24 protein-coding genes are annotated in these 26422 nt (G+C 59.6%); 9 read left to right on the forward strand and 15 right to left on the reverse strand.

Going from position 1 to position 26422, the window contains the following annotated elements; genetic code table 11:
- Positions 1-68: 68 nt before the first annotated feature.
- From gshA to V5E99_RS15130, 3 genes are all read right to left on the reverse strand, one after another.
- The gene (gshA, locus tag V5E99_RS15120; RefSeq protein ID WP_499803152.1) at positions 69-1652 is read right to left on the reverse strand and encodes a glutamate--cysteine ligase; all 1584 of its coding nucleotides are present in this window, start codon (positions 1650-1652) and stop codon (positions 69-71) included.
- A 258-nt stretch (positions 1653-1910) separates the two neighbouring features.
- Positions 1911-2294: a PaaI family thioesterase gene (locus tag V5E99_RS15125; protein ID WP_499803153.1), complete on the reverse strand. Its 384-nt coding sequence runs from the start codon at positions 2292-2294 to the stop codon at positions 1911-1913.
- Positions 2294-4618, reverse strand: coding sequence for a Tex family protein (locus V5E99_RS15130; protein ID WP_499803154.1), 2325 nt, complete (start codon positions 4616-4618; stop codon positions 2294-2296). Before V5E99_RS15130 ends, V5E99_RS15125 begins: the two co-directional genes overlap by 1 nt.
- 361 nt (positions 4619-4979) lie before the next feature.
- Between V5E99_RS15130 and ompR the strand changes: the two genes are divergently transcribed.
- A complete protein-coding gene (gene ompR, locus V5E99_RS15135; protein WP_054047784.1) occupies positions 4980-5720 on the forward strand; it encodes an osmolarity response regulator transcription factor OmpR in 741 nt (246 codons plus the stop codon).
- Between the two features lie 103 nt (positions 5721-5823).
- Positions 5824-7137 carry an ATP-binding protein gene (locus V5E99_RS15140; RefSeq protein WP_201199707.1) on the forward strand — a complete coding sequence of 438 codons (1314 nt, stop codon included), beginning with the start codon at positions 5824-5826 and terminating at the stop codon, positions 7135-7137.
- Positions 7138-7233: 96 nt separating this feature from the next.
- On the opposite strand, the gene rimK is transcribed toward V5E99_RS15140, so the two are convergent.
- From rimK to rimA, 3 genes are read right to left on the reverse strand one after another with little or no spacing between them, the layout of a single operon-like run.
- The gene (gene rimK, locus V5E99_RS15145) at positions 7234-8139 is read right to left on the reverse strand and encodes a 30S ribosomal protein S6--L-glutamate ligase (protein WP_007949201.1); all 906 of its coding nucleotides are present in this window, start codon (positions 8137-8139) and stop codon (positions 7234-7236) included.
- A complete protein-coding gene (gene rimB / locus V5E99_RS15150; RefSeq protein ID WP_499803155.1) occupies positions 8136-8615 on the reverse strand; it encodes a retropepsin-like aspartic endopeptidase RimB in 480 nt (159 codons plus the stop codon). The genes rimK and rimB overlap by 4 nt, the downstream gene beginning before the upstream one ends.
- 17 nt (positions 8616-8632) lie before the next feature.
- The gene (gene rimA, locus V5E99_RS15155) at positions 8633-9412 is read right to left on the reverse strand and encodes a S6 modification regulatory phosphodiesterase RimA (protein ID WP_499803156.1); all 780 of its coding nucleotides are present in this window, start codon (positions 9410-9412) and stop codon (positions 8633-8635) included.
- 116 nt (positions 9413-9528) lie between these two features.
- Between rimA and V5E99_RS15160 the strand changes: the two genes are divergently transcribed.
- On the forward strand, positions 9529-9936 hold the full coding sequence (locus V5E99_RS15160; RefSeq protein ID WP_499803157.1) for an RNA-binding S4 domain-containing protein: 408 nt from the start codon (positions 9529-9531) through the stop codon (positions 9934-9936).
- A 115-nt stretch (positions 9937-10051) separates the two neighbouring features.
- On the opposite strand, the gene V5E99_RS15165 is transcribed toward V5E99_RS15160, so the two are convergent.
- Positions 10052-10744 (reverse strand): phosphatase PAP2 family protein, encoded by a 693-nt coding sequence (locus tag V5E99_RS15165; protein ID WP_499803158.1) that lies wholly within the window; start codon positions 10742-10744, stop codon positions 10052-10054.
- Positions 10745-10963: 219 nt separating this feature from the next.
- Between V5E99_RS15165 and hslO the strand changes: the two genes are divergently transcribed.
- Positions 10964-11866: an Hsp33 family molecular chaperone HslO gene (hslO, locus tag V5E99_RS15170; protein ID WP_499803159.1), complete on the forward strand. Its 903-nt coding sequence runs from the start codon at positions 10964-10966 to the stop codon at positions 11864-11866.
- A 182-nt stretch (positions 11867-12048) separates the two neighbouring features.
- Complete coding sequence (locus V5E99_RS15175; protein ID WP_499803160.1) at positions 12049-13596, forward strand: phosphoenolpyruvate carboxykinase; 1548 nt, start codon at positions 12049-12051, stop codon at positions 13594-13596.
- 74 nt (positions 13597-13670) lie between these two features.
- Here the strand turns inward: V5E99_RS15175 and V5E99_RS15180 are convergent, their stop codons facing one another.
- The 5 genes from V5E99_RS15180 to V5E99_RS15200 all read right to left on the reverse strand — a co-directional run bounded on the left by V5E99_RS15180 (position 13671) and on the right by V5E99_RS15200 (position 17286).
- Positions 13671-14942 carry a type II toxin-antitoxin system HipA family toxin gene (locus V5E99_RS15180; RefSeq protein ID WP_499803161.1) on the reverse strand — a complete coding sequence of 424 codons (1272 nt, stop codon included), beginning with the start codon at positions 14940-14942 and terminating at the stop codon, positions 13671-13673.
- Positions 14943-14968: 26 nt separating this feature from the next.
- On the reverse strand, positions 14969-15433 hold the full coding sequence (locus V5E99_RS15185) for a helix-turn-helix domain-containing protein (protein WP_499803162.1): 465 nt from the start codon (positions 15431-15433) through the stop codon (positions 14969-14971).
- Positions 15434-15624: 191 nt separating this feature from the next.
- On the reverse strand, positions 15625-16152 hold the full coding sequence (locus tag V5E99_RS15190) for a DUF1493 family protein (protein WP_499803163.1): 528 nt from the start codon (positions 16150-16152) through the stop codon (positions 15625-15627).
- A 131-nt stretch (positions 16153-16283) separates the two neighbouring features.
- Complete coding sequence (locus V5E99_RS15195) at positions 16284-16583, reverse strand: hypothetical protein (protein WP_499803164.1); 300 nt, start codon at positions 16581-16583, stop codon at positions 16284-16286.
- Positions 16584-16998: 415 nt separating this feature from the next.
- Complete coding sequence (locus V5E99_RS15200) at positions 16999-17286, reverse strand: hypothetical protein (protein WP_499803165.1); 288 nt, start codon at positions 17284-17286, stop codon at positions 16999-17001.
- Positions 17287-17582: 296 nt separating this feature from the next.
- Between V5E99_RS15200 and V5E99_RS15205 the strand changes: the two genes are divergently transcribed.
- The 4 genes from V5E99_RS15205 (at position 17583) to V5E99_RS15220 (ending at position 22342) form a co-directional block, all read left to right on the forward strand.
- Positions 17583-18086 carry a hypothetical protein gene (locus V5E99_RS15205; protein WP_499803166.1) on the forward strand — a complete coding sequence of 168 codons (504 nt, stop codon included), beginning with the start codon at positions 17583-17585 and terminating at the stop codon, positions 18084-18086.
- A 276-nt stretch (positions 18087-18362) separates the two neighbouring features.
- Entirely contained in the window at positions 18363-20291 is a 1929-nt protein-coding gene (locus V5E99_RS15210; protein ID WP_499803167.1) for a RecQ family ATP-dependent DNA helicase, read from the forward strand.
- A gap of 228 nt (positions 20292-20519) precedes the next feature.
- Entirely contained in the window at positions 20520-21746 is a 1227-nt protein-coding gene (locus V5E99_RS15215; RefSeq protein WP_499803168.1) for a 3-hydroxyacyl-CoA dehydrogenase, read from the forward strand.
- 164 nt (positions 21747-21910) lie between these two features.
- On the forward strand, positions 21911-22342 hold the full coding sequence (locus V5E99_RS15220; RefSeq protein WP_499803169.1) for an acyl-CoA thioesterase: 432 nt from the start codon (positions 21911-21913) through the stop codon (positions 22340-22342).
- A gap of 80 nt (positions 22343-22422) precedes the next feature.
- Here the strand turns inward: V5E99_RS15220 and V5E99_RS15225 are convergent, their stop codons facing one another.
- The 3 genes from V5E99_RS15225 to fdhD form a co-directional block, all read right to left on the reverse strand.
- Positions 22423-22908, reverse strand: a complete 486-nt coding sequence (locus V5E99_RS15225) for a glycine zipper domain-containing protein (protein ID WP_499803170.1) — start codon at positions 22906-22908, stop codon at positions 22423-22425.
- A gap of 302 nt (positions 22909-23210) precedes the next feature.
- Entirely contained in the window at positions 23211-25559 is a 2349-nt protein-coding gene (locus V5E99_RS15230; RefSeq protein WP_499803171.1) for an FdhF/YdeP family oxidoreductase, read from the reverse strand.
- Positions 25556-26395, reverse strand: coding sequence for a formate dehydrogenase accessory sulfurtransferase FdhD (gene fdhD, locus V5E99_RS15235; RefSeq protein ID WP_499803172.1), 840 nt, complete (start codon positions 26393-26395; stop codon positions 25556-25558). The genes V5E99_RS15230 and fdhD overlap by 4 nt, the downstream gene beginning before the upstream one ends.
- Positions 26396-26422: the final 27 nt, after the last annotated feature.

Here is a 26422-nt window from a genome sequence, read left to right on the forward strand (position 1 = left end):
AAAAAATCGCAACCTCGACACCGCCCCGTAGGAGCTGCCGAAGGCTGCGATCTTTTTACAGGCGCTGATTAATTACTGATCGCCAGAATGCTCGCCTGATACGACCCGACAAACACATCGAAATCGCCGACTTCGTTCTGCTCCAGCTCAGCCTGTTCAGCCAGGGACGAACGCGCGCGTGCTTCAAACTTCGCCTGATCTTCAGCACTCAACGGCTCGCTGCGGAAATACTCCGCATGCACCCGGCTCTGACGCAGGGAGAACTGGGCAAAGCTTTCCTTGTGCTCAGCCATCGCCGCCAGCACCTGGGCCGATGGGGTCCGGGACGAATCCTTGACCTTCTCCATTTGCACATCCAGCGCCTTGCTATGGGCATCGCCGCCATGGCTCTGATCGAGCAACGCCGCCAGTGGGGCAATCTTCTCCAGCAGTTCGGCGGCCCATTCCTTCATCTCCACCGGTTGCCCGTCGCGTTGCAATTGCAGGCCCGGGCGCCGACCTTCCTTGACCACGCTGAGGAAGTTCGAGGTGGCGTTGTTACAAGTGTTGGCGGCCAGCAGCGGGCTATCGTTCAACGCGCAGTACAGCAGGAACGCGTCGAGGAACCGCGATTCGGTCAGGTCGATGCCCATCGGCAGGAACGGATTGATGTCCAGGCAACGCACTTCGACGTACTGAATGCCGCGAGCCACCAGCGCCTGGATCGGCCGTTCGCCGGTGTAGGTCACGCGTTTCGGGCGGATGTTGGAGTAGTACTCGTTTTCGATCTGCAGGATGTTGGTGTTGAGCTGAACCCACTCTCCGTCCTTGTGCGTGCCGACTTCAACGTACGGCGCGTAAGGCGTGGCGACCGCTTTGCGCAGGCTGTCGGTGTAGCTGGCCAAATCGTTGTAGCACGGCGTCAGGCCGGCCTGGGCGTTGCTCTGGTAACCGAGATCGCTCATGCGCAGGCTGGTGGCGTAGGGCAGGTACAAGGTGTCCGGGTCCAGTTGTTCCAACTGGTGCGAACGACCGCGCAGGAAACCGGCGTCCAGGGCTGGCGAGGCACCGAACAGGTACATCAGCAGCCAGCTATAGCGACGGAAGTTACGGATCAGCGCGATGTAGGCCGTGGACTGATAGTCGCGGTCGGTACCGACAAAGCCTTCAGCCTCTTTGAGCAGTGGCCAGAGCTTTTCCGGCAGGGAAAAGTTGTAGTGAATCCCGGCGATGCATTGCATGGTCTTGCCGTAGCGCAGGGCCAGGCCCTTGCGGTAGACGTACTTGAGCTGACCGATGTTGGAGGTGCCGTAGTACGCAATCGGGATGTCTTCCTCGGCCGGCAGCGGGCACGGCATCGAGGGGCTCCACAGGAACTCGTTGCCGAGTTTGCTGTAGGCAAAACGGTGAATGCTGTCCAGGCTCGCCAGGGTGTCTGCCGGGTCGGGCAGGGCAGGCGTGATGAACTCCAGCAGCGATTCGGAATAATCGGTGGTGATTTGTTCGTTGGTCAGCGCGGAACCCAATGCTTCCGGGTGCGGCGTTTGCGCCAGGCGACCTTCATCGGTCACGCGCAGGCATTCACGTTCGATGCCGTGAAGGCACTGTTCGAGCAGAGAGAGGTTAGCGCGCTCGCCGAGCAGAGCCAGGCGGCGGTTGAGAAGTTCGCTCAAGTTGGATTCCTTCACGCGTCAGTCGCCCCAATATGGGGGTGGGCAAGACGGTCTACAAGGGTGAAGTTAAAACTGGCGTTTTCGCCTGGTTTTGGAACGAGCTGCAATCAATGTGGGAGCGGGCTTGCTCGCGAAGACGGAGTGTCAGTCAACAAAAAAATTGCCTGATACACCGCTTTCGCGAGCAAGCCCGCTCCCACAGGGAATTTCGGCGCTGCGGTCACAGCGCTGAAATTAACTCAAATCGATGACGTCTAGCTACAGGACAGCGAACGTGCCTTGTGCTTTTGCGACCAGTTTGTCGCCTTGCATCACGTCAGCTTCGACCACCAGCGTGCGGCGGCCCGGATGAATCACCCGTGCCGTGCACAGCACTTCGCCCTCGGAAACGGCGCGAATGTAGTTGATCTTGCATTCGATGGTCGCGCTCTGCTGGTCAAAGCCGTGGGTGCTGGAACAGGCCAGCCCCATGGCAATGTCCACCAGGCTGAACAAGGCCCCGCCGTGCAGCTTGCCGCCGCGATTGCGCAGCTCTGGCTCAAGCCCCAGGGCGACTTGCGCCACCCCGGTTTCCAGGCTGTGCAAGCGACACCCCAGCAGCTTGAAAAACGCGCTTTCGGTCAGCCCGGCAGGGATTTCCATCAGCGTTTCTTCAACGTTTTGGCGTTGGCGAACAGCGAAGCCATGGCGTTGTTGGCCGGGGCCGCCGCTGTGGTTTCCTTGCGCGGTGCGGTGTTCTGGGACTGGCGCGGCGCCGAACCCGGACGTGCGCCACGGGCGCCGTCGATTTTCTCGCCCGGCGTGTCGCTCATGCGCATCGACAGGCCCACGCGTTTACGCGGGATATCGATTTCCATGACCTTCACTTTCACCACGTCACCGGCCTTCACCGCTTCCCGTGGGTCTTTGATGAACTTCTCCGAAAGCGCGGAGATGTGCACCAAACCGTCCTGATGCACGCCGATATCAACGAACGCGCCGAAGTTGGTCACGTTGGTTACCACGCCTTCGAGGATCATCCCCAGCTCCAGGTCCTTGAGGTCTTCGACGCCTTCCTGGAACTCGGCAGTCTTGAACTCGGGACGCGGGTCGCGACCGGGTTTTTCCAGTTCTTGCAGGATGTCGGTGACCGTTGGCAGACCGAAAGTCTCGTCGGTGTACTTCTTCGGATCGAGACGCTTGAGGAAGCTCGCGTCACCGATCAGCGAACGGATATCACGGTCGGTCTCAGCGGCAATGCGCTGCACCAGCGGATAGGCTTCCGGGTGAACGGCAGACGAATCCAGTGGATTGTCACCGTTCATGACGCGCAGGAAACCGGCGGCTTGTTCGAAGGTTTTTTCGCCCAGGCGCGCGACTTTCTTCAGCGCGGCGCGGGTTTTGAATGCGCCGTGTTCGTCGCGGTGGCTGACGATGTTCTGCGCCAGGGTCGCGTTCAGGCCCGAGATTCGCGCCAGCAGCGCCACGGAAGCGGTGTTCACGTCCACGCCCACGGCGTTTACGCAGTCCTCGACCACAGCATCCAGGCCACGGGCCAGTTTCAACTGCGACACGTCGTGCTGGTACTGGCCGACACCGATGGATTTCGGATCGATCTTCACCAGTTCGGCCAACGGGTCTTGCAAGCGACGCGCGATGGATACGGCGCCACGGATCGACACGTCGAGGTCCGGGAATTCCTTGGACGCCAGTTCCGACGCCGAGTAAACCGATGCACCGGCCTCGGAGACCATGACTTTGGTCATTTTCATCGCCGGGTATTTTTTGATCAGCTCAGCGGCCAGTTTGTCGGTTTCGCGGCTGGCGGTGCCGTTGCCGATGGCGATCAGGTCCACCGCGTGCTTGGCGCACAGGGCGGCGAGGATCGCGATGGTCTGATCCCACTTGTTGTGCGGCACGTGCGGGTAAACCGTGGCGTGATCCAGCAGCTTGCCGGTGGAATCGACCACGGCCACTTTGCAACCGGTGCGCAGGCCCGGGTCGAGGCCCAGGGTGGCGCGCGGACCGGCCGGGGCCGACAGCAGCAAGTCGTGCAGGTTGTGGGCGAACACGTTGATCGCTTCGGTTTCCGCGCCATCGCGCAGTTCGCCCAGCAGGTCGGTTTCCAAATGCGTGTAGAGCTTCACTTTCCAGGTCCAGCGCACCACTTCGCCCAGCCATTTGTCGGCGGCGCGGTTCTGGTTCTGGATGCCGAACTGCTGGCCGATCATGCCTTCGCACGGGTGCATCGCGCCCGGCAGCTCTTCGCCGACTTTCAGCGAGGAACTCAGAATGCCTTCGTTGCGGCCACGGAAAATCGCCAGCGCGCGGTGCGACGGCATGCTTTTGAGGGGTTCGTCGTGTTCGAAATAGTCGCGGAACTTGGCGCCTTCTTCTTCCTTGCCGGCGATCACGCGGGCACTGAGGGTGGCTTCCTGCTTCAAGTAGCTGCGCAGCTTGTCGAGCAGGCCGGCGTCTTCGGCGAAGCGTTCCATCAGGATGTATTTGGCGCCTTCGAGGGCGGCCTTCACATCGGCCACGCCTTTTTCGGCGTCGATGAAGCGCGCGGCTTCGGTGTCTGGGGTCAGGGTCGGGTCGTTGAACAGGCCGTCGGCCAAATCGCCGAGGCCGGCTTCCAGGGCAATCTGGCCCTTGGTGCGGCGCTTCTGCTTGTACGGCAGGTACAAGTCTTCGAGGCGGGTCTTGGTGTCGGCGAGTTTGATGTCGCGTTCGAGTTGCGGGGTCAACTTGCCCTGTTCCTGGATGCTGGCCAGGATGCTGATGCGCCGTTCGTCGAGTTCTCGCAGGTAGCGCAGGCGCTCTTCCAGATGCCGCAACTGGATGTCATCGAGGCTGCCGGTCACTTCTTTCCGGTAGCGGGCGATGAAGGGAACGGTAGAGCCCTCATCGAGTAGCGCGACGGCCGCTTCGACCTGTTGTGGGCGTACACCGAGTTCCTCGGCGATGCGGCTGTTGATGCTGTCCATAAAACCACCTGACAAATTGTGAAAGCAGGCTCGCAGGCGCAGGGATAAAGGCTCGGCGAGACTGGTTGAGCGGCCTGGCCTGCGCCGCTACCTGGGTCAACAGGCATCCCGTTGACCCGTGAAATCGAACAATGACTGCGCACGCCATAAAAATAAAAAGCGGCGTATTCCAGTCACGATCAGACGTTGCCTGACACAAAACGCCGCGCATTATAACCAGCGTTCTGTCATTCGGGGGCATTGCACTCTGTAGGCAAAAAGGCCGGTTTTCTGGCGGTGAAGGAAAAATCTGCTAACAATGCACACGGTGCGTATAACGGCAGCTACGCCATAATGCGCGCCGAGCTAAAAGGAGCATCTAATGAGCAGCACTGCAAACAATGCTGAAGGCGAAAAAATTCTAATTGTTGATGACGATCCAGGGCTGAGCAGCCTGCTGGAACGCTTTTTCGTCAGCAAGGGCTACCGTGCCCGTGCCGTCCCGAACACTGAACAAATGGACCGCTTGCTGGCCCGCGAAGTGTTCAACCTGGTTGTCCTCGACCTGATGCTGCCCGGCGAAGACGGCCTCACCGCCTGCCGCCGTCTGCGCGGTGCGAACAATCAGATCCCGATCATCATGCTCACCGCCAAGGGCGACGAGCTGAGCCGTATCAAGGGCCTGGAACTGGGCGCCGACGATTACCTGGCCAAGCCGTTCAACCCGGACGAGCTGATGGCTCGGGTCAAAGCGGTTCTGCGCCGTCAGGCTGCACCCGTGCCGGGCGCACCGGGCAGCGAAGACGAAAGCGTGACCTTCGGTGACTACGAACTGTCCCTGGCCACCCGCGAACTCAAACGCGGCGATGAAGTGCACATGCTCACCACCGGTGAGTTCGCGGTGCTCAAGGCCCTGGTCATGAACGCCCGTCAGCCGCTGACCCGCGACAAACTGATGAACCTGGCCCGTGGCCGCGAGTGGGATGCCCTGGAGCGTTCCATCGACGTGCAGATTTCCCGTCTGCGCCGGATGATCGAACCCGATCCATCCAAACCGCGTTACATCCAGACGGTCTGGGGCGTGGGCTACGTGTTCGTTCCGGATGGCGCCGCCACCAAGTGATCGGCGATTTGTAGGAGCGGGTCATGCGGATGAGGTTATCCGCAGACTCGCGATCCGCAATATGCGAGCATCGCTCGCTCCTGCAAGTGTGTAGCGGTTATCCATGAAAACCCCCGTTTGGTTCCCCCAGAGTTTCTTCTCCCGCACCCTGTGGCTGGTGCTGATCGTCGTCCTGTTCTCCAAAGCGCTGACCCTGGTTTATCTGTTGATGAACGAAGACGTGCTGGTGGACCGCCAATACAGCCACGGCGTCGCCCTGACGCTGCGCGCCTATTGGGCCGCCGATGAAGAAAATCGCGCCAAAATCGCTGACGCCGCGACCCTGATCCGGGTGGTGGGCGCCGGTGTGCCGGAAGGTGAGCAACACTGGCCGTACAGCGAAATCTATCAGCGGCAAATGCAGGCGGAGCTGGGGGCCGACACCGAAGTCCGGTTACGCATGCATTCCCCGCCAGCGCTGTGGGTTCGGGCGCCCAGCCTGGGCGATGGCTGGCTGAAAGTGCCGCTGTACCCGCATCCTCTGCGTGGCCAGAAAATCTGGAACGTGCTCGGCTGGTTCCTCGCCATCGGCTTGCTGTCCACCGCCTCGGCGTGGATCTTCGTCAGCCAGCTCAATCAACCATTGAAGCGTTTGGTCTATGCCGCGAGGCAACTCGGCCAGGGCCGCAGCGTGCGCCTGCCGATCAGCGACACGCCGAGTGAAATGGCCGAGGTTTACCGCGCCTTCAACCAGATGGCTGAAGACGTCGAACAGGCCGGTCGCGAACGTGAGTTGATGCTGGCCGGGGTGTCCCACGACCTGCGCACACCGCTGACCCGGTTGCGCTTGTCCCTGGAGTTGATGGGTGACCACAGCGACCTGAGCGACGACATGGTGCGCGACATCGAAGACATGGACGCGATTCTCGACCAGTTCCTGGCGTTCATTCGCGACGGTCGCGACGAGTCGGTGGAAGAGGTGGACCTGAGCGACCTGGTGCGCGAAGTCGCGGCGCCGTACAACCAGAACGAAGAGAAAGTACGTTTGCGTCTGGAGCCGATCCAGCCGTTCCCGTTGCGTCGGGTGTCGATGAAACGTTTGCTGAACAACCTGATCGGCAACGCCTTACATCATGCCGGTAATGGCGTTGAGGTCGCGGCGTATGTGTCTGGCGACACCAGCGCGCCGTATGTGGTGCTGAGCGTGATGGACCGTGGGGCGGGGATTGATCCGTCGGAGCTGGAAGCGATCTTCAACCCGTTCACCCGTGGGGATCGGGCGCGGGGCGGGAAGGGCACCGGGTTGGGCCTGGCGATCGTGAAGCGGATTGCTTCGATGCATGGCGGGAATGTTGAGTTGCGCAACCGCTCGGGTGGCGGGCTGGAGGCGCGGGTGCGGTTGCCGCTTGGGTTGATGCTGCCGCGGGATGCGGTGTAACGGCTGAAAAAAAGATCGCAGCCTTCGGCAGCTCCTACAGGGTACGCATTCCCATGTAGGAGCTGCCGCAGGCTGCGATCTTTTGATCTTCCCGCTTTAACCCTTACCTTTGGTGCGCGTCATATTCGGCCCACCATTCTTCTCAAGATGCTCAATGATGATCCCCGCCACGTTCTTCCCGGTGGTGGTTTCAATCCCTTCCAGCCCCGGCGACGAGTTCACTTCCATCACCAGCGGCCCGTGATTGGAACGCAGGATATCCACGCCCGCGACCGCCAGCCCCATCACCTTCGCCGCCCGCAACGCGGTCATGCGTTCTTCCGGCGTAATCTTGATCAGGCTCGCACTGCCGCCGCGATGCAGGTTGGAGCGGAACTCCCCAGGCTTGGCCTGACGCTTCATCGCTGCAATCACTTTGTCGCCGACCACGAAGCAACGAATGTCCGCACCGCCGGCTTCCTTGATGTATTCCTGCACCATGATGTTTTGCTTGAGGCCCATGAACGCTTCAATCACCGACTCCGCTGCCGTCGCGGTTTCGCACAGCACCACGCCGATGCCTTGGGTGCCTTCCAGAACCTTGATCACCAGTGGTGCGCCGTTGACCATGTCGATCAGGTCGGGAATATCGTCCGGTGAGTGGGCAAACCCGGTGACCGGCAAACCGATCCCCCGGCGCGACAGCAATTGCAGCGAACGCAGTTTGTCCCGCGAACGGGCGATGGCCACCGACTCGTTGAGCGGGAACACGCCCATCATTTCAAACTGGCGCAACACCGCGCAGCCATAAAACGTCACCGACGCACCGATCCGGGGGATCACCGCATCGAAACCTTCCAGCGGCTTGCCGCGGTAGTGGATCTGCGGCTTGTGGCTGGCAATGTTCATGTAGGCGCGCAAGGTGTCGATCACCACCATTTCGTGGCCACGCTCGGTACCGGCTTCGACCAGACGACGAGTGGAATACAGACGCGGGTTTCGCGACAGCACAGCGATCTTCATGCAACACCTGTGGAGGAGGTAGATACCGGGAACACCGGCTTGTCTTGAACGTATTTAATCCCCGGATTGACCACCAACTGGCCGTCGATCAGGGCTTTGGAACCGAGTAGCAGGCGATAACGCATGGATTTGCGGCAGGCGAGGGTGAACTCGACCCGCCAGACCCGATCACCGAGGGCCAGGGTGGTGCTGATCACGTAGCGCACCTGCGCGTGACCGTTGGAGCTTTTGATGGTTTTCATCGTCACCAGCGGCGCCTCGCAGCGCCGGTGGCGCAATTGCACCACCGTGCCCAGGTGCGCGGTGAAGCGCACCCACTTCTGCCCATCGCGCTCGAACGGCTCGATGTCCGTGGCATGCAGGCTGGAGGTGCTGGCGCCGGTGTCGATTTTTGCCCGAAGGCCCGCGACTCCCAAATCCGGGAGCGCCACCCACTCGCGCAGACCGACAACGGTCAAATGGTCAAATGTCTTCAATAGGAAAAAACCAGCGATTAACGCGTCCAGGCCTCAGGTGTGACCTGGGCCAACGCTTTGAATGCAGGTTTGGCGAACCAGTAACCCTGCATCAGAAAAATTCCACAGTCCGCCAGGAAATCCCATTCACCGGCGCTCTCAATGCCTTCGGCGATGACTGTAACGTTCAACTCCGCACAGATTGTGACAATCCCCCGAACGATAGCCTGACGTACACGGTCGCGGTCGACATCGCGGATCAGCGCCATGTCGAGTTTGATCAGGTCCGGTTGGAAATCAGCCAGCAGATTGAGCCCCGAATAACCGGCACCGAAATCGTCGATGGCGGTCATGAAGCCGAATTCGCGGTATTCACGCAGAATATTGGTCAAATGGCGATAGTTATCTACGTGCTCGCTTTCCAGGGTTTCGAAAATCAGCCGATCGATGGGGAAATTGTGTTTTTTTGCAGCCGCAAGCGTGCTGCGAATACATAGCTCTGGACGATAGACGGCGTTGGGCATGAAGTTGATCGACAAGTGTGTCTGCATATTAAGATTGGCCGCGCCTTCGATGGCGCGGGTGCGGCAGAGCTGGTCGAAACGGTAGCGATTGTCTTCTGTAACCTGATCTAACACCGACAGTGCACCTTCACCGGCCACGCCACGCACCAGCGCTTCGTGGGCGAAAATCGATTGGTCGCGCAAGTCGACGATCGGTTGGTAGGCAAACGCAAAATCGAAGGCCAGCGGCTCGCTTTGCTGGCAGCCCTGGCAAGCGTTCTGGGGCGAGGTCAATGAAGACGGAAATTTAGTCACTCGATCACTCCATGCCGGTGAACCGGCCAAGATCACAGTCTATCTGGAGGGCCGGGTTCTTGCGCCCGCCAGAAACGGTAGTACAGTTCCGACTACTGGCGGAAAGAGGAATTCAGATGGCACAAAAACAGGAAGAGGACGACAAGGTCCGTCTCGATAAATGGTTGTGGGCCGCGCGCTTTTACAAAACACGTGCCTTGGCCAAGTCGGCCATCGAGAGCGGCAAGGTGCATTGCCGGGGCGAACGCTGCAAGCCGGGCAAGGAACCGCGGATCGGTGATGAGTTTCAGATCCGCGTCGGGTTTGAGGAAAAGACCATCGTGGTCCAGGCGCTGTCGATCGTGCGCCGTGGCGCGCCGGAGGCTCAGATGCTGTATGCCGAGACCGAGGCGAGCGTCGCCAAGCGCGAAGCCGCCGCAGCCATGCGCAAGGCCGGTTCGCTGGGTGTGAGCACCGATGGCAAGCCGAGCAAGAAACAGCGGCGGGATTTGTTCAAGTTTCGCGGTAGCAGTAACGACGAGTAGGGCAGGCCAACGGGTGTTGCCTTTGAAAAGATCGCAGCCTTCGGCAGCTCCTACGGGGGAATGCGTACACCCGTAGGAGCTGCCGAAGGCTGCGATCTTTTCAGGTTCACCTAAATCATCGAACCGAAACCCTACGCACCACACTCATCCGCGAAACCCCCGGCACTTTCCCCAGCAGCGCAAACAGCGGCGCCGTCACTTTCAGGAAAAACTCCGAAACGTAATGCGCAAACGGCGTGTAGTAACCCCAGCCCAAGGCCCACACTGCCAGCAGCACGCCGCCGATGTAATCGTCCTGGCCCCAATGCGCGCCCGCCACCAGCCGCGGCATCATGAACAACAGCGCCAGGCCCCAGATCGCCAGCGACTGCCCGGTGCTGCGGCTGAACACCGTCATGAACATCGCCCAGATCAACAACACCGACGCATGGTCACCCGGGAAGCTCTGGGTCGAGCGGTCCTTCAGTTCCCACGCCTTCTCAAGCCCAGGAAAGTAGTCACTCATGCGGATGGCGCCCTTGAGCACCACCGACGGGCTGCTGTGCTGCCAGTCCATATAACCGGCGACCTTGGAAAACAGCATGCGGATAAACAGCAGCAGCAACAGAATCGCAAAGAATCCGAAAAACGCCCGGCGTACATCAATGGCGTCGAACACCCAATCGCCCTTGATAAGTAACGTCAGCAAAATCACGCCGACCACCGCATCAAATGGACGCAGACTTGCAATTGCCCACACGTGGAGCCATATCGGGTGACTGGCCAACGGGGCATTGAGCAGGCGAAATAGCCATTCGTCGAAAAGCACACACAACATCTGACCCGTAGGCCATAACCAGAATGCCAACAGTGCCAGAGGCACAAAATTGCACAAAGCCAGCCGGCGGAGGTTCCACCTTGCTTGGAACAAACCCGGATTGTTCATAAAATGCCTCCAATGGCTGAACGCTGCGCACCAAAACGGTGCCGCAAAGGCGCAATTCTACGTTCTGTAACCTTTTTGTCATCACTTCAGATACCCAGACCTATGACCGATCTACCGGATTCCGACTTCACCCAGCGCTTCATCTTCGATGACAGCGACACCCGCGGCGAGCTGGTGGCGTTGGAACGGAGCTATGCCGAAGTGCTGGCCAAACACCCCTACCCAGAGCCGGTCGCGCAACTGTTGGGCGAACTGATGGCCGCTGCCTCGTTGCTGGTCGGCACCTTGAAGTTCGACGGCTTGCTGATCTTGCAGGCACGTTCCGATGGCCCGATTCCGCTGCTGATGATCGAGTGCTCCAGCGAACGCGAAATCCGTGGCCTGGCCCGTTACGAAGCCGAGCGGATCGCCCCCGACGCGACCCTCGCCGACCTCATGCCCAACGGTGTGCTGGCGCTGACCGTCGACCCGACCCAGGGTCAGCGGTACCAAGGCATCGTCGACCTCGACGGCGAAACCCTGTCCGAGTGCTTCACCAATTACTTCGTCATGTCCCAACAGGTTGGTACGCGCTTCTGGCTCTACGCCGACGGCCGTCGCGCCCGTGGTCTGCTGCTACAGCAACTGCCCGCCGACCGCCTGAAAGACGAAGAAGAACGCGCCGCCAGTTGGCAGCACATCACTGCGCTGGGCAGCACCCTGACCGCCGATGAATTGCTGAGCCTGGATAACGAAACCGTGCTCCATCGCCTCTATCACGAAGAGCAAGTGCGCCTGTTCGATGTGCAGAAACTGCGCTTCCGTTGCAGTTGCTCGCGCGAGCGTTCGGCCAATGCGCTGGTCAGCCTGGGGCTGGAAGATGCCCAGTCGTTGGTCATCGAACATGGCGGAAATATCGAGATCGATTGCCAGTTCTGCAACCAGCGCTACCTGTTTGATGCCGCCGATATCACCCAATTGTTCGCTGGCGCGGGTGTCGATACTCCGTCAGATACCCGGCACTAAAACGGTTCAGCGCAGGTAAATTCACTGCTTAACGCCGCAATAACGCCGTTACGACGGGAGGGCCCTACTATTTTTGGGCGTTTCTGGCATAATCCGGCCCACTTTTTGTCGCGGTAGTAGTGCACGACTTTCTACTACAAAACGTTTGGAGCACACTCGGCCACTGGCCGACGGGGAATCTCATGACGCAAGCCAATAACGCCGTGTACACCGATCTGAGTGTTGATGATCTGGTAAAAGAAGCTCTGAATCGTGGTGAAGGCGAGCTTGCCGATACCGGCGCACTGGTTGTTCGTACCGGTCACCGCACCGGCCGCTCGCCAGTCGATCGTTTCATCGTGGAAGAGCCAACCACTCAGGCAGCCATTGCCTGGGGCCCGATCAACCGCAAGTTCCCGGCCGACAAGTTCGACGCCCTGTGGAACCGCGTTGAAGCCTACCTGGGCGAGCGCGAGCGTTTTGTTTCCCACGTGCACGTAGGTTCTGACCCGGCGCACTACCTGCCGGTCAAAATGACCACGCAAACTGCCTGGCACAACCTGTTCGGCCGTTGCTTGTTCATCAACCCGGAAGCGGGCCAGTACAACGCTGGCGGCAAGGACGAGTGGCAGATCCTCAACGCCCCTGAGTTCGAATGCGTACCAGAGCGTGACGGCACCAACTCCGACGGCACCGTGATCCTCAACTTCGCGGCCAAAAAAGTCCTGATCGCTGGCATGCGTTACGCCGGCGAAATGAAAAAAGCCCTGTTCTCGGTCCAGAACTTCCTGCTGCCAGCCGTCGACGTTCTGCCGATGCACTGTGCTGCCAACATGGGCGAAGAGGGCGACGTCACGTTGTTCTTCGGCCTGTCCGGCACCGGTAAAACCACCCTGTCCGCCGACGAAAGCCGTTACCTGATCGGCGACGACGAACACGGCTGGGGCGTGGGCGTTGTGTTCAACATCGAAGGTGGTTGCTATGCCAAGTGCATCGACCTCTCCGAGAAGAACGAGCCGGTTATCTGGAAAGCCATCCAACATGGCGCCGTGCTGGAAAACGTCGTACTCGATGCCAACAAAAAGGCCGACTACGCCGACGACAGCCTGACCCAGAACAGCCGCGCCGCTTACCCGCGCGAGCTGATCGAAAAACGCGCACCGAAAAACCTCGGTGGCGAGCCAAACGCTGTGATCTTCCTGACCTGCGACCTGACCGGCGTGCTGCCGCCCGTCTCGATCCTCAGCGAAGAACAAGCGGCCTACCACTTCCTGTCCGGCTACACCGCACTGGTGGGCTCGACCGAAATGGGCTCCGGCAGCGGCATCAAGTCGACCTTCTCCACCTGCTTCGGCGCACCGTTCTTCCCGCGTCCGGCCGGTGAATACGCAGAGCTGCTGATCAAGCGCATCCGCGGCTTCGGCTCCAAGGTTTACCTGGTCAACACCGGCTGGACCGGCGGCGGCTACGGCGTCGGCAAACGCTTCAACATCCCGACCACCCGTGGCGTGATTGCAGCGATCCAGAGCGGCGCGTTGATCGGCGTTGAAACCGAGCACCTGGACACCATCAACCTGGACGTGCCGTTGGCTGTTCCGGGCGTTGAGACTGGCCTGTTGAACCCACGTAACACCTGGGCTGACAAGGCTGCTTACGACGAAGCGGCTAAAGCGTTGGCCGGGTTGTTTGTTGAGAACTTCAAGAAGTTTGAAGTGAGTGATGCGATCAAGGCTGCTGGGCCTAAGTTGTAAGGTTTGGTCTGACGCAATGAAAAGCCGCCCTTTGGGGCGGCTTTTTTGTGGGCGAAAGAAGAGCGTTACAGGAGTCATCTGTTAGACAGGCGAAATGCAGGAGCCATATTGTCCTGCTCACGCTTCGACAGCCCCGCCGCGCTGGCCACTGTTGGCCACTGGCTCACCACTTTTTGAAAACGCTCAATAATGTCTTCCGCATCATCTCGACTAACACGAAAGATTTCGGCCACCTCGAGAGCAAGCTCAAGATCCAACGCATTGTCGGCATCGGTAATGTTGAGCTTCAATCCATCGGCGTATGCGACCGGGTTCATGTCGTAGGCATCAGAAAGGCGCCATCCACGACCAGGATCTAGAAGAAATCCATGGTTGCGCATGTGGTCGTCGGTATTGGAGACCAGGATGTTGAACACAATCCGTGACCACAGCTCGCGGAGATCTTCGTCGGGCTCTGAGCCGTGCTCCACGAGTACTTCTGCCAGCTCAAGGTAACTGGCGCCTACCGATGCATCGTCACCGTCGACGCGATCAGTCATGGTCATGGCTGAGGCGAAATGCAGTCGCCCATTCGTTGCGGTGCGGTCGAAGCGTTTGACCATGAAGCAGTGATGATCGCTCGCGTAGCGTTGCGCCATCCCCCTGGCCACTCGCAGACCGCATTGTTTTGCCAGAGCATTCACCACGAATTCCCAACAGCCGACGTCATAGTCGTCGCGCGTGCTCGGGAACTTGGCGATCCACAGATGACCTTTTTTGTCGGCAACGCTGGCCTTGGGTCGCGCTCCGCCCAGTGAGCCACCGGGTGCGATCAACATTCGCAGCCATTCGCGTCCATCAAGGGAGGTGTTGTCTGGATCGTTTTCCAGCGCTCGGCTTGCCTGCTCCAATGCGCGAAGCTCGGTAAAAGGGGGCGCCGCCAGGTCATTTCGATCGTCCAGAAAATGGCCTTCGTCATTGAGCTTGTAGCGAATGGCACCCACTCGATAGAGGTCATGCACGCCTAACAGGAAATCTGACTCGTAGAGCTTGGTGCCCTTCGGAACCAGGCCGTCGCGGATGTCTCGCTCCAACCGGCGTTTCATCAGCAATTGTCCCCAGCGATCCGGGCTTGAGTCAGCGAAAACGCCGAAGCGAGTCTGATGCTGTCCTGGAAATTGTCGACCTTCGAAGCGCTTGATGCGGGGGTCCAGCGTGGTGAAGTTCAACTGGGGATCGGCCAAAGCGGCATCGTCGTATTCGAACTCGAACACGTTGGTAGAGCGGGCTTGTCTGGCATGCAGGAACCCCAGACGCCTTGGTCCATTCAGGGTTTCCCAATCGGCATACACCGCGATCAGTGTCATTTTTCAATCCGTCCCAGGTTTGGATTTTATTTGGTAAACAGCTTGGAAAAAGAGTGAGTGTTCAGTGGGAAATCAACCTCTATATCCGAATCGGAAATGGGGCTTTGCGCGGTTTCCATCGTCTGGTCTTGAATCGGTGACGACGCCTTCGTTGAAGCCATGTTGCGTACCCGTTGGCGTTTTTTTGCGGATGCATTCGCCTGTGGGGTTAATTGCGCGTCCTGAAGTTGGCGCCCCAACTCATCCGTTGCCGCGAGCTTGCTCAAGTCTTTCTCCAAGCCCAAAACCTGCATCACAGACATATACGCACCGATTGTCACGCCTGAGCCGCCTGACTCCAGAGAGCGCAGCGTTGTCAGCGACATGCCTGCCCTTTCGGCGACTTGCTTTGCAGTCAGCCTGCGTCGCAGTCGAGCGAGTTTCAGGCGTTCGCCAAACTCCGCGAGCAGTCTGGATGCGGAGGGCATGAGCGGCGCTGTTTTCTTAGCCATGTGCCATTATTCCTTCACTTTTAGGCTTTAACTGCCAGAATAATAGCACTTATGTGAGGACTCGCAGGGCGCTGCAAGGTTCTGCTTTCTGGTGCAGCCGCAATCGTTGGAGTCGGAATTAATTTCAATAAGTGCCATTATTTCAACTGAACAAGCAATAAACAGCCAGAATAATGCCACTTATGCGTTCACTAGACACATTCTAGAGTTTGCGTATCCCAGCGCTGCGTCTTGACCGCTTGGTAAAGCATCCCGATGGTCAGTGGGACTTTGTCACCACGACCTTTCGCCCTGCGCTTGAGATGCACATCGAAGCCTTCGGGCTGGAAGTAGCGGTAGGCGTCGTAGTCGATGAAGTCGATCCCGAACTGTTCTTCCAGCGCTTCCATCAGATTTCGCGCATCGGCGCCGTCGCAGCCCAGGTCGAAATTGATCGAAGTGGTGAGGCTGATGGTTTTGCGTTCGGGCAGGCCGAGTTCTTCGTGCAGCAACTGCATGAGCAGGTGCATGGCGCGGTCGTCGGGGAAGTGGGGGGCGAGGTTCATGGTGCGTGTTCCGTCAGGGGCATTTCGATGAGGTGGATTAAGCCCTATTTTTCGGTGCGTTGGATGTTGGTCGGTGGCAAGCGTCTGATATTCGCGGGAAGGCTGGCGCTCGCCGCGTAGGATTTCGTTCATCTGTTGCACGCTTTCCATTAGCTCATCAAAAAACTTGCTCATGTTTGTCCTCAGGTGATCGTTCCTACGCTCCGCGTGCGATGCAGCCCGGGACGCTCTGCGTCCCTAAGAGCCGAACGCGGAGCGTCCGTTGAGGCATGCCCACGCGGAGCGTGGGAACGATCTTCACTCGATCAGGTGGGTGCTTTCCAACCCATCATGCGTTGCTGGGCGACTTTCAATAGGTCGCAGCCGTCCTGGTTCAGGAGATAGAGCGCGTGAGTGATGTGAGGGATGTCTTCGACGTCGCCGTGTTTGAAGCAGGTGCAGTGCAGGGTTTTGAGGAGGTCGCTGGAGGCTCGGATTCGCTGGAGGGCGGCTTCGAGGATGTCCTGAGGGTTGGCTTCTGTGTCGATGATCAGGGGCGGGGAATCGGTGAGGTTGGTTTGAAGCGGGCGGTAGCGATCGTTTGTTAGCGGACTTGATGTCTTCATTGGTTTTCTCTCTTTTGTACATCCGAAGGGTCGTACCCATCGTGACCAAGCGATGGGTGGCGAACTGTGTTCGGGTTGGTCAACCAAGGGAGAGATAAACCCCGGCACGCCGAGGCGTCCCAAACACAGCCGCCATAAAACGTGCCATACAAAAGATGTCGGCAAGCATACAAGGGCATGCGTAAGTTCTCTCTCATTTTTCAGGTGACCAAGCCCGAGTCGCTGATTTGCAGCGACAGTTCGACTATAGGTTTGAGCCACCGGACAGCGATAGGCGACAAGGTGTTTTCGGTTGTAGGAACGGGATGAAGCTTTGATAGGGCGTTGCTTACAGACTTATCTTTTTCGCAATTTGTCTTGCTGGATGGGCATCAGGTACACCGAGTTATCGTTCCTTCGCGGGCAAGCCTCGCTCCTACGGGGAGCAGGGGTCGGTAGTGGTTTTGGGTAGACGTCGTCGGGCGATTTCGAGGAGTTCGTGGCCGTCCTGGGTGAGCAGGTACAGGGCGTTGATGATGTTGGGAATGTCGCTGGGATCGGCTTCTTTGAACCGCTGGCAGTAGAGGGTTTCGAGCAGGCCGCTGGCCGCGCGGATGCGTTGGCCGGCGTTGTCGAGGATTTCGTAAGGATCAGCTTCGGTATCGACGACCAGGACCGGAGTATCGCTGAAGTTGGTTTTGAGCGGGTGATAACGGCTGGTCATCGGGTTCTTCCTGTGGGAGTTCACGGCAGGCCGAGACAGGGTTTCAGCCGCGCCGCAGACTATAGAAGGGCATCACTCGACGCCGCAATATGGCCGTGATGGACAGGATTCGTAGGGGTTTTACCCGTGTTTTCAGACCCGGCCTACGCGTTCCCCGAGGTTTTTTAGCGCGAAACCCTTACGGGTAAAATTTCCCACGTGTTTGTCAGGCATTACGCGGCAAACCTCTGTATGGTGCGCGCCAGAATCTGTAGGGCGCTTCCAAACGTCTGACCAACGCTTAAAGGGAATTAGGTATGCAATGGCTACGTATGGCCTCGGTTTTGTTGTTGTGGGCGGGTGTTTGTCGTTTGGCGGGTGCCAATGACGCGGTCGGGTCGATGGTGCAGGCCAATATGGACCGCACCGGTTGGCCGGATGCCCTCAGCACTCAAGCCGAAGTCGATACGGCGTCCCGCGCCGAGGTGCTGATGATGGGCAAGGCGCTGCTGTCCAGCGAAGCGCTGGACGAGCCGGGTCTGAAACAACGTCTGGGCGTGCAGGCTGTGAAGCTCAAGTCTGTACGACAAGTGCGTGACGGGTTGTGGGATCGGTTGCTGATCACCTACCGCAATGCCAGTCAAAACTGTGATGCCCAACCGTTTTGTCCGCGTGCGCGCAGCGTTGCTGATTTGCGTCAGTTGGCGGCGGCGTTCACTGGCGAAATCAGCCCGGCTTATGCGGCGTGGGCGAGCAAGAGTCAGGTGTTTCATGAGCAGGCTCTGAATGAGCAACTGCGGGTGGCGGTGTTGGTGCCCTGAGTTTTATTTCGATGTTTTTGTGGGGATTGGGTTGGCCTCTTCGCGAGCAAGCCCGTTCCCACAGTGAATCGCCTTTCTTCTGAAAGAACGCGGTCAACTGTGGGAGCGGGCTTGCTCGCGAAGGCTATCTGCAAGCCGACCCATTCCTCAAGCCTGGCAATTCCCCGGCGCCTTCCGCTGTATCATCCCGTATCGTTTTGGTCCCGACCTTTTCTCGACTCGCTGCAATCGCCGGCTAGGCTTTTGGCATCGCAGCGGTCAACGGAGTGACAGCTTATGCACAACACCCTGGAACAGGTTTTCGGTTATCCACAGTTTCGGCCCGGCCAGGAGGCGGCGGTCAGCGCGGTGTTGGCCGGGCGCTCGGCGGCGGCGATTTTCCCCACCGGCTCGGGCAAGTCCCTGTGTTATCAATTGCCGGCGCTGTTACTGCCGCACCTGACGCTGGTGGTCTCGCCGCTGCTGGCGCTGATGCAGGATCAACTGGCGTTCCTGCAACGCCACGGCATCTCGGCGGGCAGCATAGATTCGGCCCAGAGTCGCGACGACGCCAGTGACGTCATGGCCCGGGCCAAGTCCGGCGAGTTGAAGATCCTGATGATTTCCGTGGAGCGCCTGAAGAACGAGCGCTTCCGTAATTTCTTGCAGCAAGTGCCGATCTCGCTGCTGGTGGTGGACGAGGCGCATTGCATCTCGGAGTGGGGCCACAACTTCCGCCCCGATTACCTCAAGCTTCCGGACTACCAGCGCCAGTTCAACATTCCCCAAGCCTTGCTGCTGACCGCCACTGCAACACCGAAAGTGATCGCGGACATGGAGGCGAAATTCGCCATCGCCCCTGAAGATGTGGTGACCACCGGTTTCTATCGGCCCAACCTCAACCTGCTGGTGGAACCGGTGCGCGGCCAGGACAAACGCCGGCGCCTTGTCGAATGGATGAGCCAGCGCCCCGGCCAGCCGAGCATTGTCTACGTGACCCTGCAGAAAACCGCCGAGCACATTGCCGAGCATCTGGGCCGCAACGGTATTCAGGCTGAGGCCTATCACGCCGGTTTACCCCACGATCAACGCGAGGGCATTCAGAAGCGCTTCATGGGCGGCCAATCCAATTGCATCGTCGCCACCATCGCGTTTGGCATGGGCATCGATAAGAGTGACATCCGCAACGTCGTGCATTTCGACCTGCCCAAATCCATCGAAAATTACAGCCAGGAAATCGGCCGTGCGGGGCGTGACGGGCAGCCGTCCGATTGCCTGGTGCTGGCCAACCGCGACAGCCTCAACGTGCTGGAAAACTTCGTCTACGGCGACACCCCGGAACTGGACGGCATCCGCTGCGTGCTCGACGAATTGCAAGCCGCCGCGCCCGAGGGCCAGTGGGAGTTTTTGCTGGGGCCGCTGGCGGATCAAAGCAACATTCGCCAGTTGCCGCTCAAGACGTTATTGGTGCAGTTGGAACTGCGCGGGATCATCGCTCCGCGTTACGCCTATTACGCGGGATATCGTTTCAAATATTTGCAAGAACCCGAGGCGTTGCTCGCCCGTTTCGAGGGGGAGCGCAAGGATTTCGTCGCGGCGATCATCCAGACATCAACCCGTGCACGGACCTGGGCCACGGTGAATTTCGATGCGTTGTACGAGCAGCACTCCGCCGAGCGCAATCGGGTGGTCAAAGCGCTGGATTACTTCCAGGAAAAGGGCTGGGTCGAACTTGAAAGCAAGCAGATGACCGAGGTCTACAGCCTGCTGCAAACGGACTTTGACGCCCGGGCACTGAGTGAAGAACTGCACGCTTACTTCACCCGCCACGAACAAACCGAGATCGCGCGGATTCACGCCATGCTCGAGTTGTTCGCCACTGATCATTGCCTGGGTTATCGCCTGGCCGAATATTTCGGCGACGAAAACGCGCCTCGGCAATGCGGGCATTGTTCGGTGTGTCATGGGGACGTGGCGCGCCTGCCGCCACCGCCGGAATTACCGGCGCTTGTGGATAAGAATTTCGAGGCGCTGTGCGGTGATTTTATCCACAGGCATGAGCAACACACCGGGAATGTGCCATCAGCAGAGCGGGTGACGCGGTTTCTGTGCGGGATCAGCGTGCCGCTGTTTACCAAGCTCAAGGCACGGACGATTCCGGGGTCTGGGGTGCTGGAGGATTATCCGTATGCCGAAGTGCGGGCGTGGGCGCAAGCGCATCTCTGACCCGTAGGAGCTGCCGAAGGCTGCGATCTTTTGATCTTGCTCTTTAGCGAAAAGAGCATCGCCGAAGATCAAGATCAAAAGATCGCAGCCTTCGGCAGCTCCTACAGGGGGCGGTGGTGCGAGGATATCCATCTGCTGAATGTCGCTCATCACAGGAATAAATTTCAAAAATGCCCGATGGCTGACTATGGTGAAGGGTGTCTTTGGATCGCCAACAAGAGAACAACAATGAGCCAGACGCCGTTCAATATTCAGCGCGCCGCCGTGATCGGCGCGGGCACCATGGGCCGTGGGATTGTCATGTGTCTGGCCAACGCCGGAGTTCCGGTGCAATGGGTCGATAACAATCCGCAGATGCTGGAGCAGGCGCTGGCCGCCGTGGCTGACACGTATACCCACAACGTGCGTCAGGGGCGAATCGATCAGGCCGAAGCGGATGCCCGTATGGCGCGGGTGACATCGGCGGCGGATTACGCGGCGATCCGCGATGTTGATCTGGTCATCGAAGCGGTTTACGAAAACCTCGAACTGAAACAGAAAATCTTCCGCGAACTGGATGGCTTGCTCAAACCCGAAGCGATTCTGGCCAGTAACACCTCGGCGCTGGACATCGACGCGATTGCCGCCGCCACGCGTCGCCCGCGTCAGGTGCTGGGGCTGCACTTTTTCAGCCCGGCGCACATCATGAAACTGCTGGAGATCGTCCGGGGTGCGCAAACCGCGCCGGCAGTGCTTGAGGCGGCGCTGGAGCTGGGCAAGCGCATGGGCAAGGTCAGCGTGGTGTCGGGCAACTGCCACGGGTTTATCGGCAATCGCATGTTGCATACCTACGTGCTCGAGGCGCGCAAGATGTTGCTTGAAGGCGCGTATCCCTATCAAGTGGACGCGGCGCTGCAAGGTTTCGGTTTTGCCATGGGGCCGTTCCGCATGTACGACGTGGTCGGCATCGACCTGGAATGGCGGGCCCGGCAACTGGCCGGCAAAGGTCAGGAGGCGCCGGAGGTTCAGGTGGACAATCGGCTGTGCGAACTCGGGCGCTTCGGTCAGAAGAGCGGCAACGGTTATTACCATTACGAGCCGGGCAGTCGTCAGGCTGAGCACGATGTGGAGGTCGATGCGCTGGTGCTGGAGGTCAGCGAAGGTCTGGGCTTCCAGCGCCGCGAGATAAGCCCTGAGGAGATTCTGGAGCGCTGCTTGCTGGCATTGGTTAACGAAGGGGCGAAGATCCTGCAGGAAGGCATTGCCGGCTCGGCCCATGACATTGATCTGGTGTACCTCAACGGCTATGGCTTCCCGGCGGAAAAGGGCGGGCCGATGGCCTGGGCGGATCAGCAGGGGCTGGCGGATATTCATCAGCGGTTGCTGGCGTTGGAGACCCGGCAAGGGGATCAGTGGAAACCGGCGCGGTTGATTGGCGAGTTGGCGGCGGCGGGGAAGGGGTTTGCTGACAGGTGAGTGATGTGGCGTCTGTCAGGGCGCCTTCGCGAGCAAGCCCGCACACACAGTGGATCGCATTTTTCCTGAAAGAACCCGGTCACTGTGGGAGCGGGCTTGCTCGCGAAGAACGATAACGCGGTTTTCCCCTTAGACTGACCATCCACCCCCAGGAACCGACCCTAATGTCCAACCCGATGCCCCAACGCACCGACTACCCGCACTTGCAGCCCATCACCACCCGCTGGCATGACAACGACGCCTACGGTCATGTGAACAACGTCACCTACTACAGCTTCTTCGACACGGCGGTGAACACCTACCTGATCGAAATCGGCGGTCTGGATATACACGACGGCGAAGTCGTTGGTTTTGTGGTGAGTTCGGCGTGCGATTACTTTGCGTCCATCGCCTTCCCGGATCGCATCGAAATCGGCTTGCGGGTCGGCAAGTTGGGCAACAGTTCGGTGCAGTACGAATTGGCGGTGTTCAAGGAAGGGGAAGACGACGCCTGTGCGGCCGGTCGCTTTGTGCATGTGTTCGTGGATCGTGCGTCGAATCAGCCAGTGGCGATTCCGGCCGGATTACGCGAGGCGTTGGAACGGTTGGTCGTTTAAAAAAATCGCAGCCTCCAGCAGTTCCCGTAGGAGCTGCCGAAGGCTGCGATCTTTGGATCTGCCTGCCGAGTAATCAGCAATCAGCGATGACGGTAGTAATCATGATGCTTGCGATGCCCATAAGCATGGCCACGGCCTCGGTGGTCATCACGATAATAGCGACGATCATCATGGCCGCCACGATAGGAACGACGATCATCGTCGTTGCTCGAGTTGCCCATATAGTTACCCAGCGCACCACCCGCGCCACCGCCGGCTGCGGAGCCGATCAGGCTGCCGGTGCTGCCGCCCAGGCTGCGACCGACCACGTTACCACCCGCTGCGCCCAACGCACCGCCAATAGCCGCTTGGCCACGGCTGTGTTTGTCGGCGCCGACGGCGCTACCACCCGCGCCGCCCAGGGCTGCGCCGATGGTGGAACCTGTATTGCCGCCCAGTGACTGACCGACGACCGAGCCCAAAACCCCGCCCAATGCGCCGCCCACACCTGCTTCAGCAGTGCCTCCGGCAGAAGCGAAGCCACTGGCCAGGCTAAGGGACAACAAGAGAATCGAGGAGAACTTCATAGAGGAACCTCAAGGGGATGACGGCGCGATCCTGAGGCTGTGTCCTTATTGTGACAATCGAAATCCGACGAGTAACACGACTTGTACACAATTCTATAAGTTACTGTTTTTAGGGCGGAACTTAAGGGTTTTTCGCCGGTCTTTAGCTACTTCGGATAGGCCGTTTCTTTACAGAAACGGCCTTTTTTGTGGGCGATTGGAAAGCGGCGTGTCTGTGAAATCGTCAAAAAATCGCAGCCTTCGGCAGCTCCTGCGCCGATCTCTGTAGGCGCTGCCGAAGGCTGCGATCTATTGATCTTGCTTTAAGCCGACTTGGCGAAAATCAACCCGGTCTCACTGGCCATCTCCAACCGGATCGCCACAAACTTCGACGTCGGCGTATGGCTGCCATCCCCGGTGCTTTCCAGCGGTACCAACGGGTTCACTTCCGGGTAATACGCCGCCGCTTGCCCGGCGGGAATATCGAACGCCAACAGCGTGAAGCCCTTCACCCGACGCTCACGGCCATCGTCCCAGATCGAAACGATGTCCGCCTTCTGCCCCGGTTTGAACCCCAGGCGAATGATGTCCGCCTCGTTGACGAACAACACATCCCGCTGACCCTTGACCCCGCGATAACGGTCATCCAGCCCATAAATCGTGGTGTTGTACTGATCGTGGGAACGCAGCGATTGCATGATCAGATCCGGTAACACGCCGGTGGCGCGAGCACGTTCGTGGACCAGGTCTTTGGGCAGGACGTTCGGACGGAAATTGGCCCGCCCCGACGGCGTATTCCACTTGCGCGCGCCAGCGCTGTTACCGAGGTAGAAACCGCCCGGGTTCTTGACCTTCTCGTTGAAATCGCGAAAGCCCGCAATGGTGTCGGCGATCAGGTCGCGGATGCGGTCGTAATCGGCCACCAGCCAGTTCCAGTCCACCGGTTTGCTGCCCAGGGTCGCGGCGGCGATCCCGGCAATGATTGCAGGCTCCGAACGCATCTGGTTCGACAGTGCCTGCAACTGGCCGTTGGAGGCGTGGACCATGCTGAACGAATCTTCAACGGTCACCGCTTGCGGGCCTTCGCTCTGAATGTCGATGTCGGTACGGCCCAGGCACGGCAGGATCAGCGCGTCTTTACCGTGAGCCAAGTGGCTGCGGTTGAGCTTGGTGCTGATCTGCACGGTCAGGTCGCAATTGCTCAGGGCCTGGAAGGTGCGCGGGCTGTCCGGGGTGGCTTGGGCGAAGTTGCCGCCCAGGCCGATGAAGACTTTGGCGCGACCGTCGGCCATCGCGTGAATCGCCTCGACCACGTTGTGGCCGTTGTCACGGGGTACTTTGAACTGGAAGCGACGTTCCAGGGAATCGAGGAACGCCACCGGTGGGCGCTCGTTGATGCCCATGGTCCGGTCGCCCTGGACGTTACTGTGGCCACGCACCGGGCAAAGCCCCGCACCCGGCCGGCCGATGTTGCCGCGCAGCAGCATCAGGTTGGCGATTTCCTGGATGGTCGCCACCGAATGGCGATGCTGGGTGATGCCCATCGCCCAGCACATGATCACGTTTTTGCCCTTGGCATACATGCGTGCCGCTTGCTCGATTTCCACCAGGGTCAGGCCGGATTGCTCGACGATCTGCTCCCACGAGGTGTCGTCGAGGGTGCCCAGGTATTCCAACACGTTGGCGCTGTGTTCATTGAGGAAGTCGTGGTCGAACACCGCAGGCTCGCCGGCCTTCTGTGCATCGCGCTCCCACAGCAGCAGGAACTTGGCCATGCCGCGCATGATCGCCATGTCGCCGCCCAAGGCCGGACGGAAATACGCTGTGTTGGTCGGCTTGTCGCCGTTGGTGAGCATTTCGATCGGGTGTTGCGGGTGTTGGAAGCGTTCCAGGCCACGCTCTTTCAGCGGGTTGATGCACACCACTTGCGCACCGCGTTTCACCGCTTCGCGCAACGGTTCGAGCATTCGTGGATGGTTGGTGCCCGGGTTCTGGCCCCAGACAAAAATCGCATCGGCGTGTTCGAAGTCGTCGAAAGTCACGGTGCCTTTGCCGACGCCAACGCTCTGCGCCAACGCCACGCCACTGGCTTCGTGGCACATGTTCGAGCAGTCGGGGAAGTTGTTGGTGCCATAGGCGCGCACGAACAATTGATAGAGGTACGCCGCTTCGTTGCTGGCGCGGCCGGAGGTGTAGAACTCGGCCTGGTTGGGGCTCGACAGGCCCTGCAAATGTTTGGCGATCAGGGCGAAGGCGGCATCCCAACTGATCGGCTTGTAGCGATCGGTCGCGGCGTCGTAGCTCAACGGCTCGGTCAAACGGCCCTGGTACTCGAGCCAATAGTCACTTTGTTCCAGCAACGAGCTGACACTGTGCTTGGCGAAGAACGCGCCATCGACCCGCCGTTTGGTCGCTTCCCAGTTAACAGCCTTGGCGCCGTTCTCGCAGAACGCCACCATGCCGGCTTCCTTGGAATCGCCCCAGGCGCAACCAGGGCAGTCGAACCCGCCGTTTTTGTTGGTTTTGAGCATCATGCGCAGGTTTTTCAGCGCGTTGTCACTGGTCAACCAGGCCCGGGCCACACTGGCCAGTGCGCCCCATCCACCGGCCGGACCTTTGTAAGGCTTGTAACGCGGAACGGGTTTTTGGTCGGCTTGATTGTGTTGACTCACGCTTGATTCTCCAACGCAGGGCTGTAGACCCGCGGCGCACTTTTTTGCGGCAGGTGGATGAGATTGAGGTTGTGACGACGGGCCCATTGCACGGCGAGGCCGGTGGGCGCCGACAGGCTGACGAGGGTTTGAATCCCGGCGCGCAGCACTTTCTGGATCAGTTCGAGGCTGCAACGGCTGGTGACAATCGCCAGGCCACCGGAGGTTGAAATGTTCTGGCGGATCAGCCCGCCGGTCAGCTTGTCGAGGGCGTTGTGCCGGCCAATGTCTTCACGACCGAGCAGCAATTCGCCCCGGCCGTTCATGAACACCGCCGCGTGTACCGCGCCGCAATGCTGGCCCAGGGGCTGGAACGCGCCGATGCGTTGGCGCAGGCCATCGAGCCACTCGGCGGGTGGCAGCGGCGCGCCGGGCAGCACTTTGAGGTCGGGCAACGCTTGCTCCACCGCCTCCACGCCGCAGAGCCCGCAACCGCTGGTGCCGGCCAGTTGCCGACGTTGCTGCTTGAGGTTCCAGAAGGCGCGGTTGGCGATGGTCACTTGCGCGTACTGCGCCGAGCCCGAGCCGCTGAGTTGCAGGTCATAGATGTCGGTCGCGTCTTCGATGATGCCGCTGCCGAGGCTGAAACCGACAATAAAGTCTTCAAGATCGGTCGGCGTCACCAGCATCACAGCCTGGCTGATGCCGTTATAGGCAATCGCCAACGCCACTTCCTCGGCCAGCGCGGTGCTGTCCGATTCTGTGTAATCGAGGGTGCTGAAACTGTAGGTCTGGCTGGCGGCAGGCGCGGGCGTTTCGAGGGCGGGCGCCGCGCAGGTAGGGCGCTTGGCGTTCATGGCATCACCGACGGTTTAGTCAGCCCT

Source organism: Janthinobacterium sp. LPB2021202312-11-4 (genome assembly GCF_037049705.1).
Taxonomy (GTDB): domain Bacteria; phylum Pseudomonadota; class Gammaproteobacteria; order Pseudomonadales; family Pseudomonadaceae; genus Aquipseudomonas.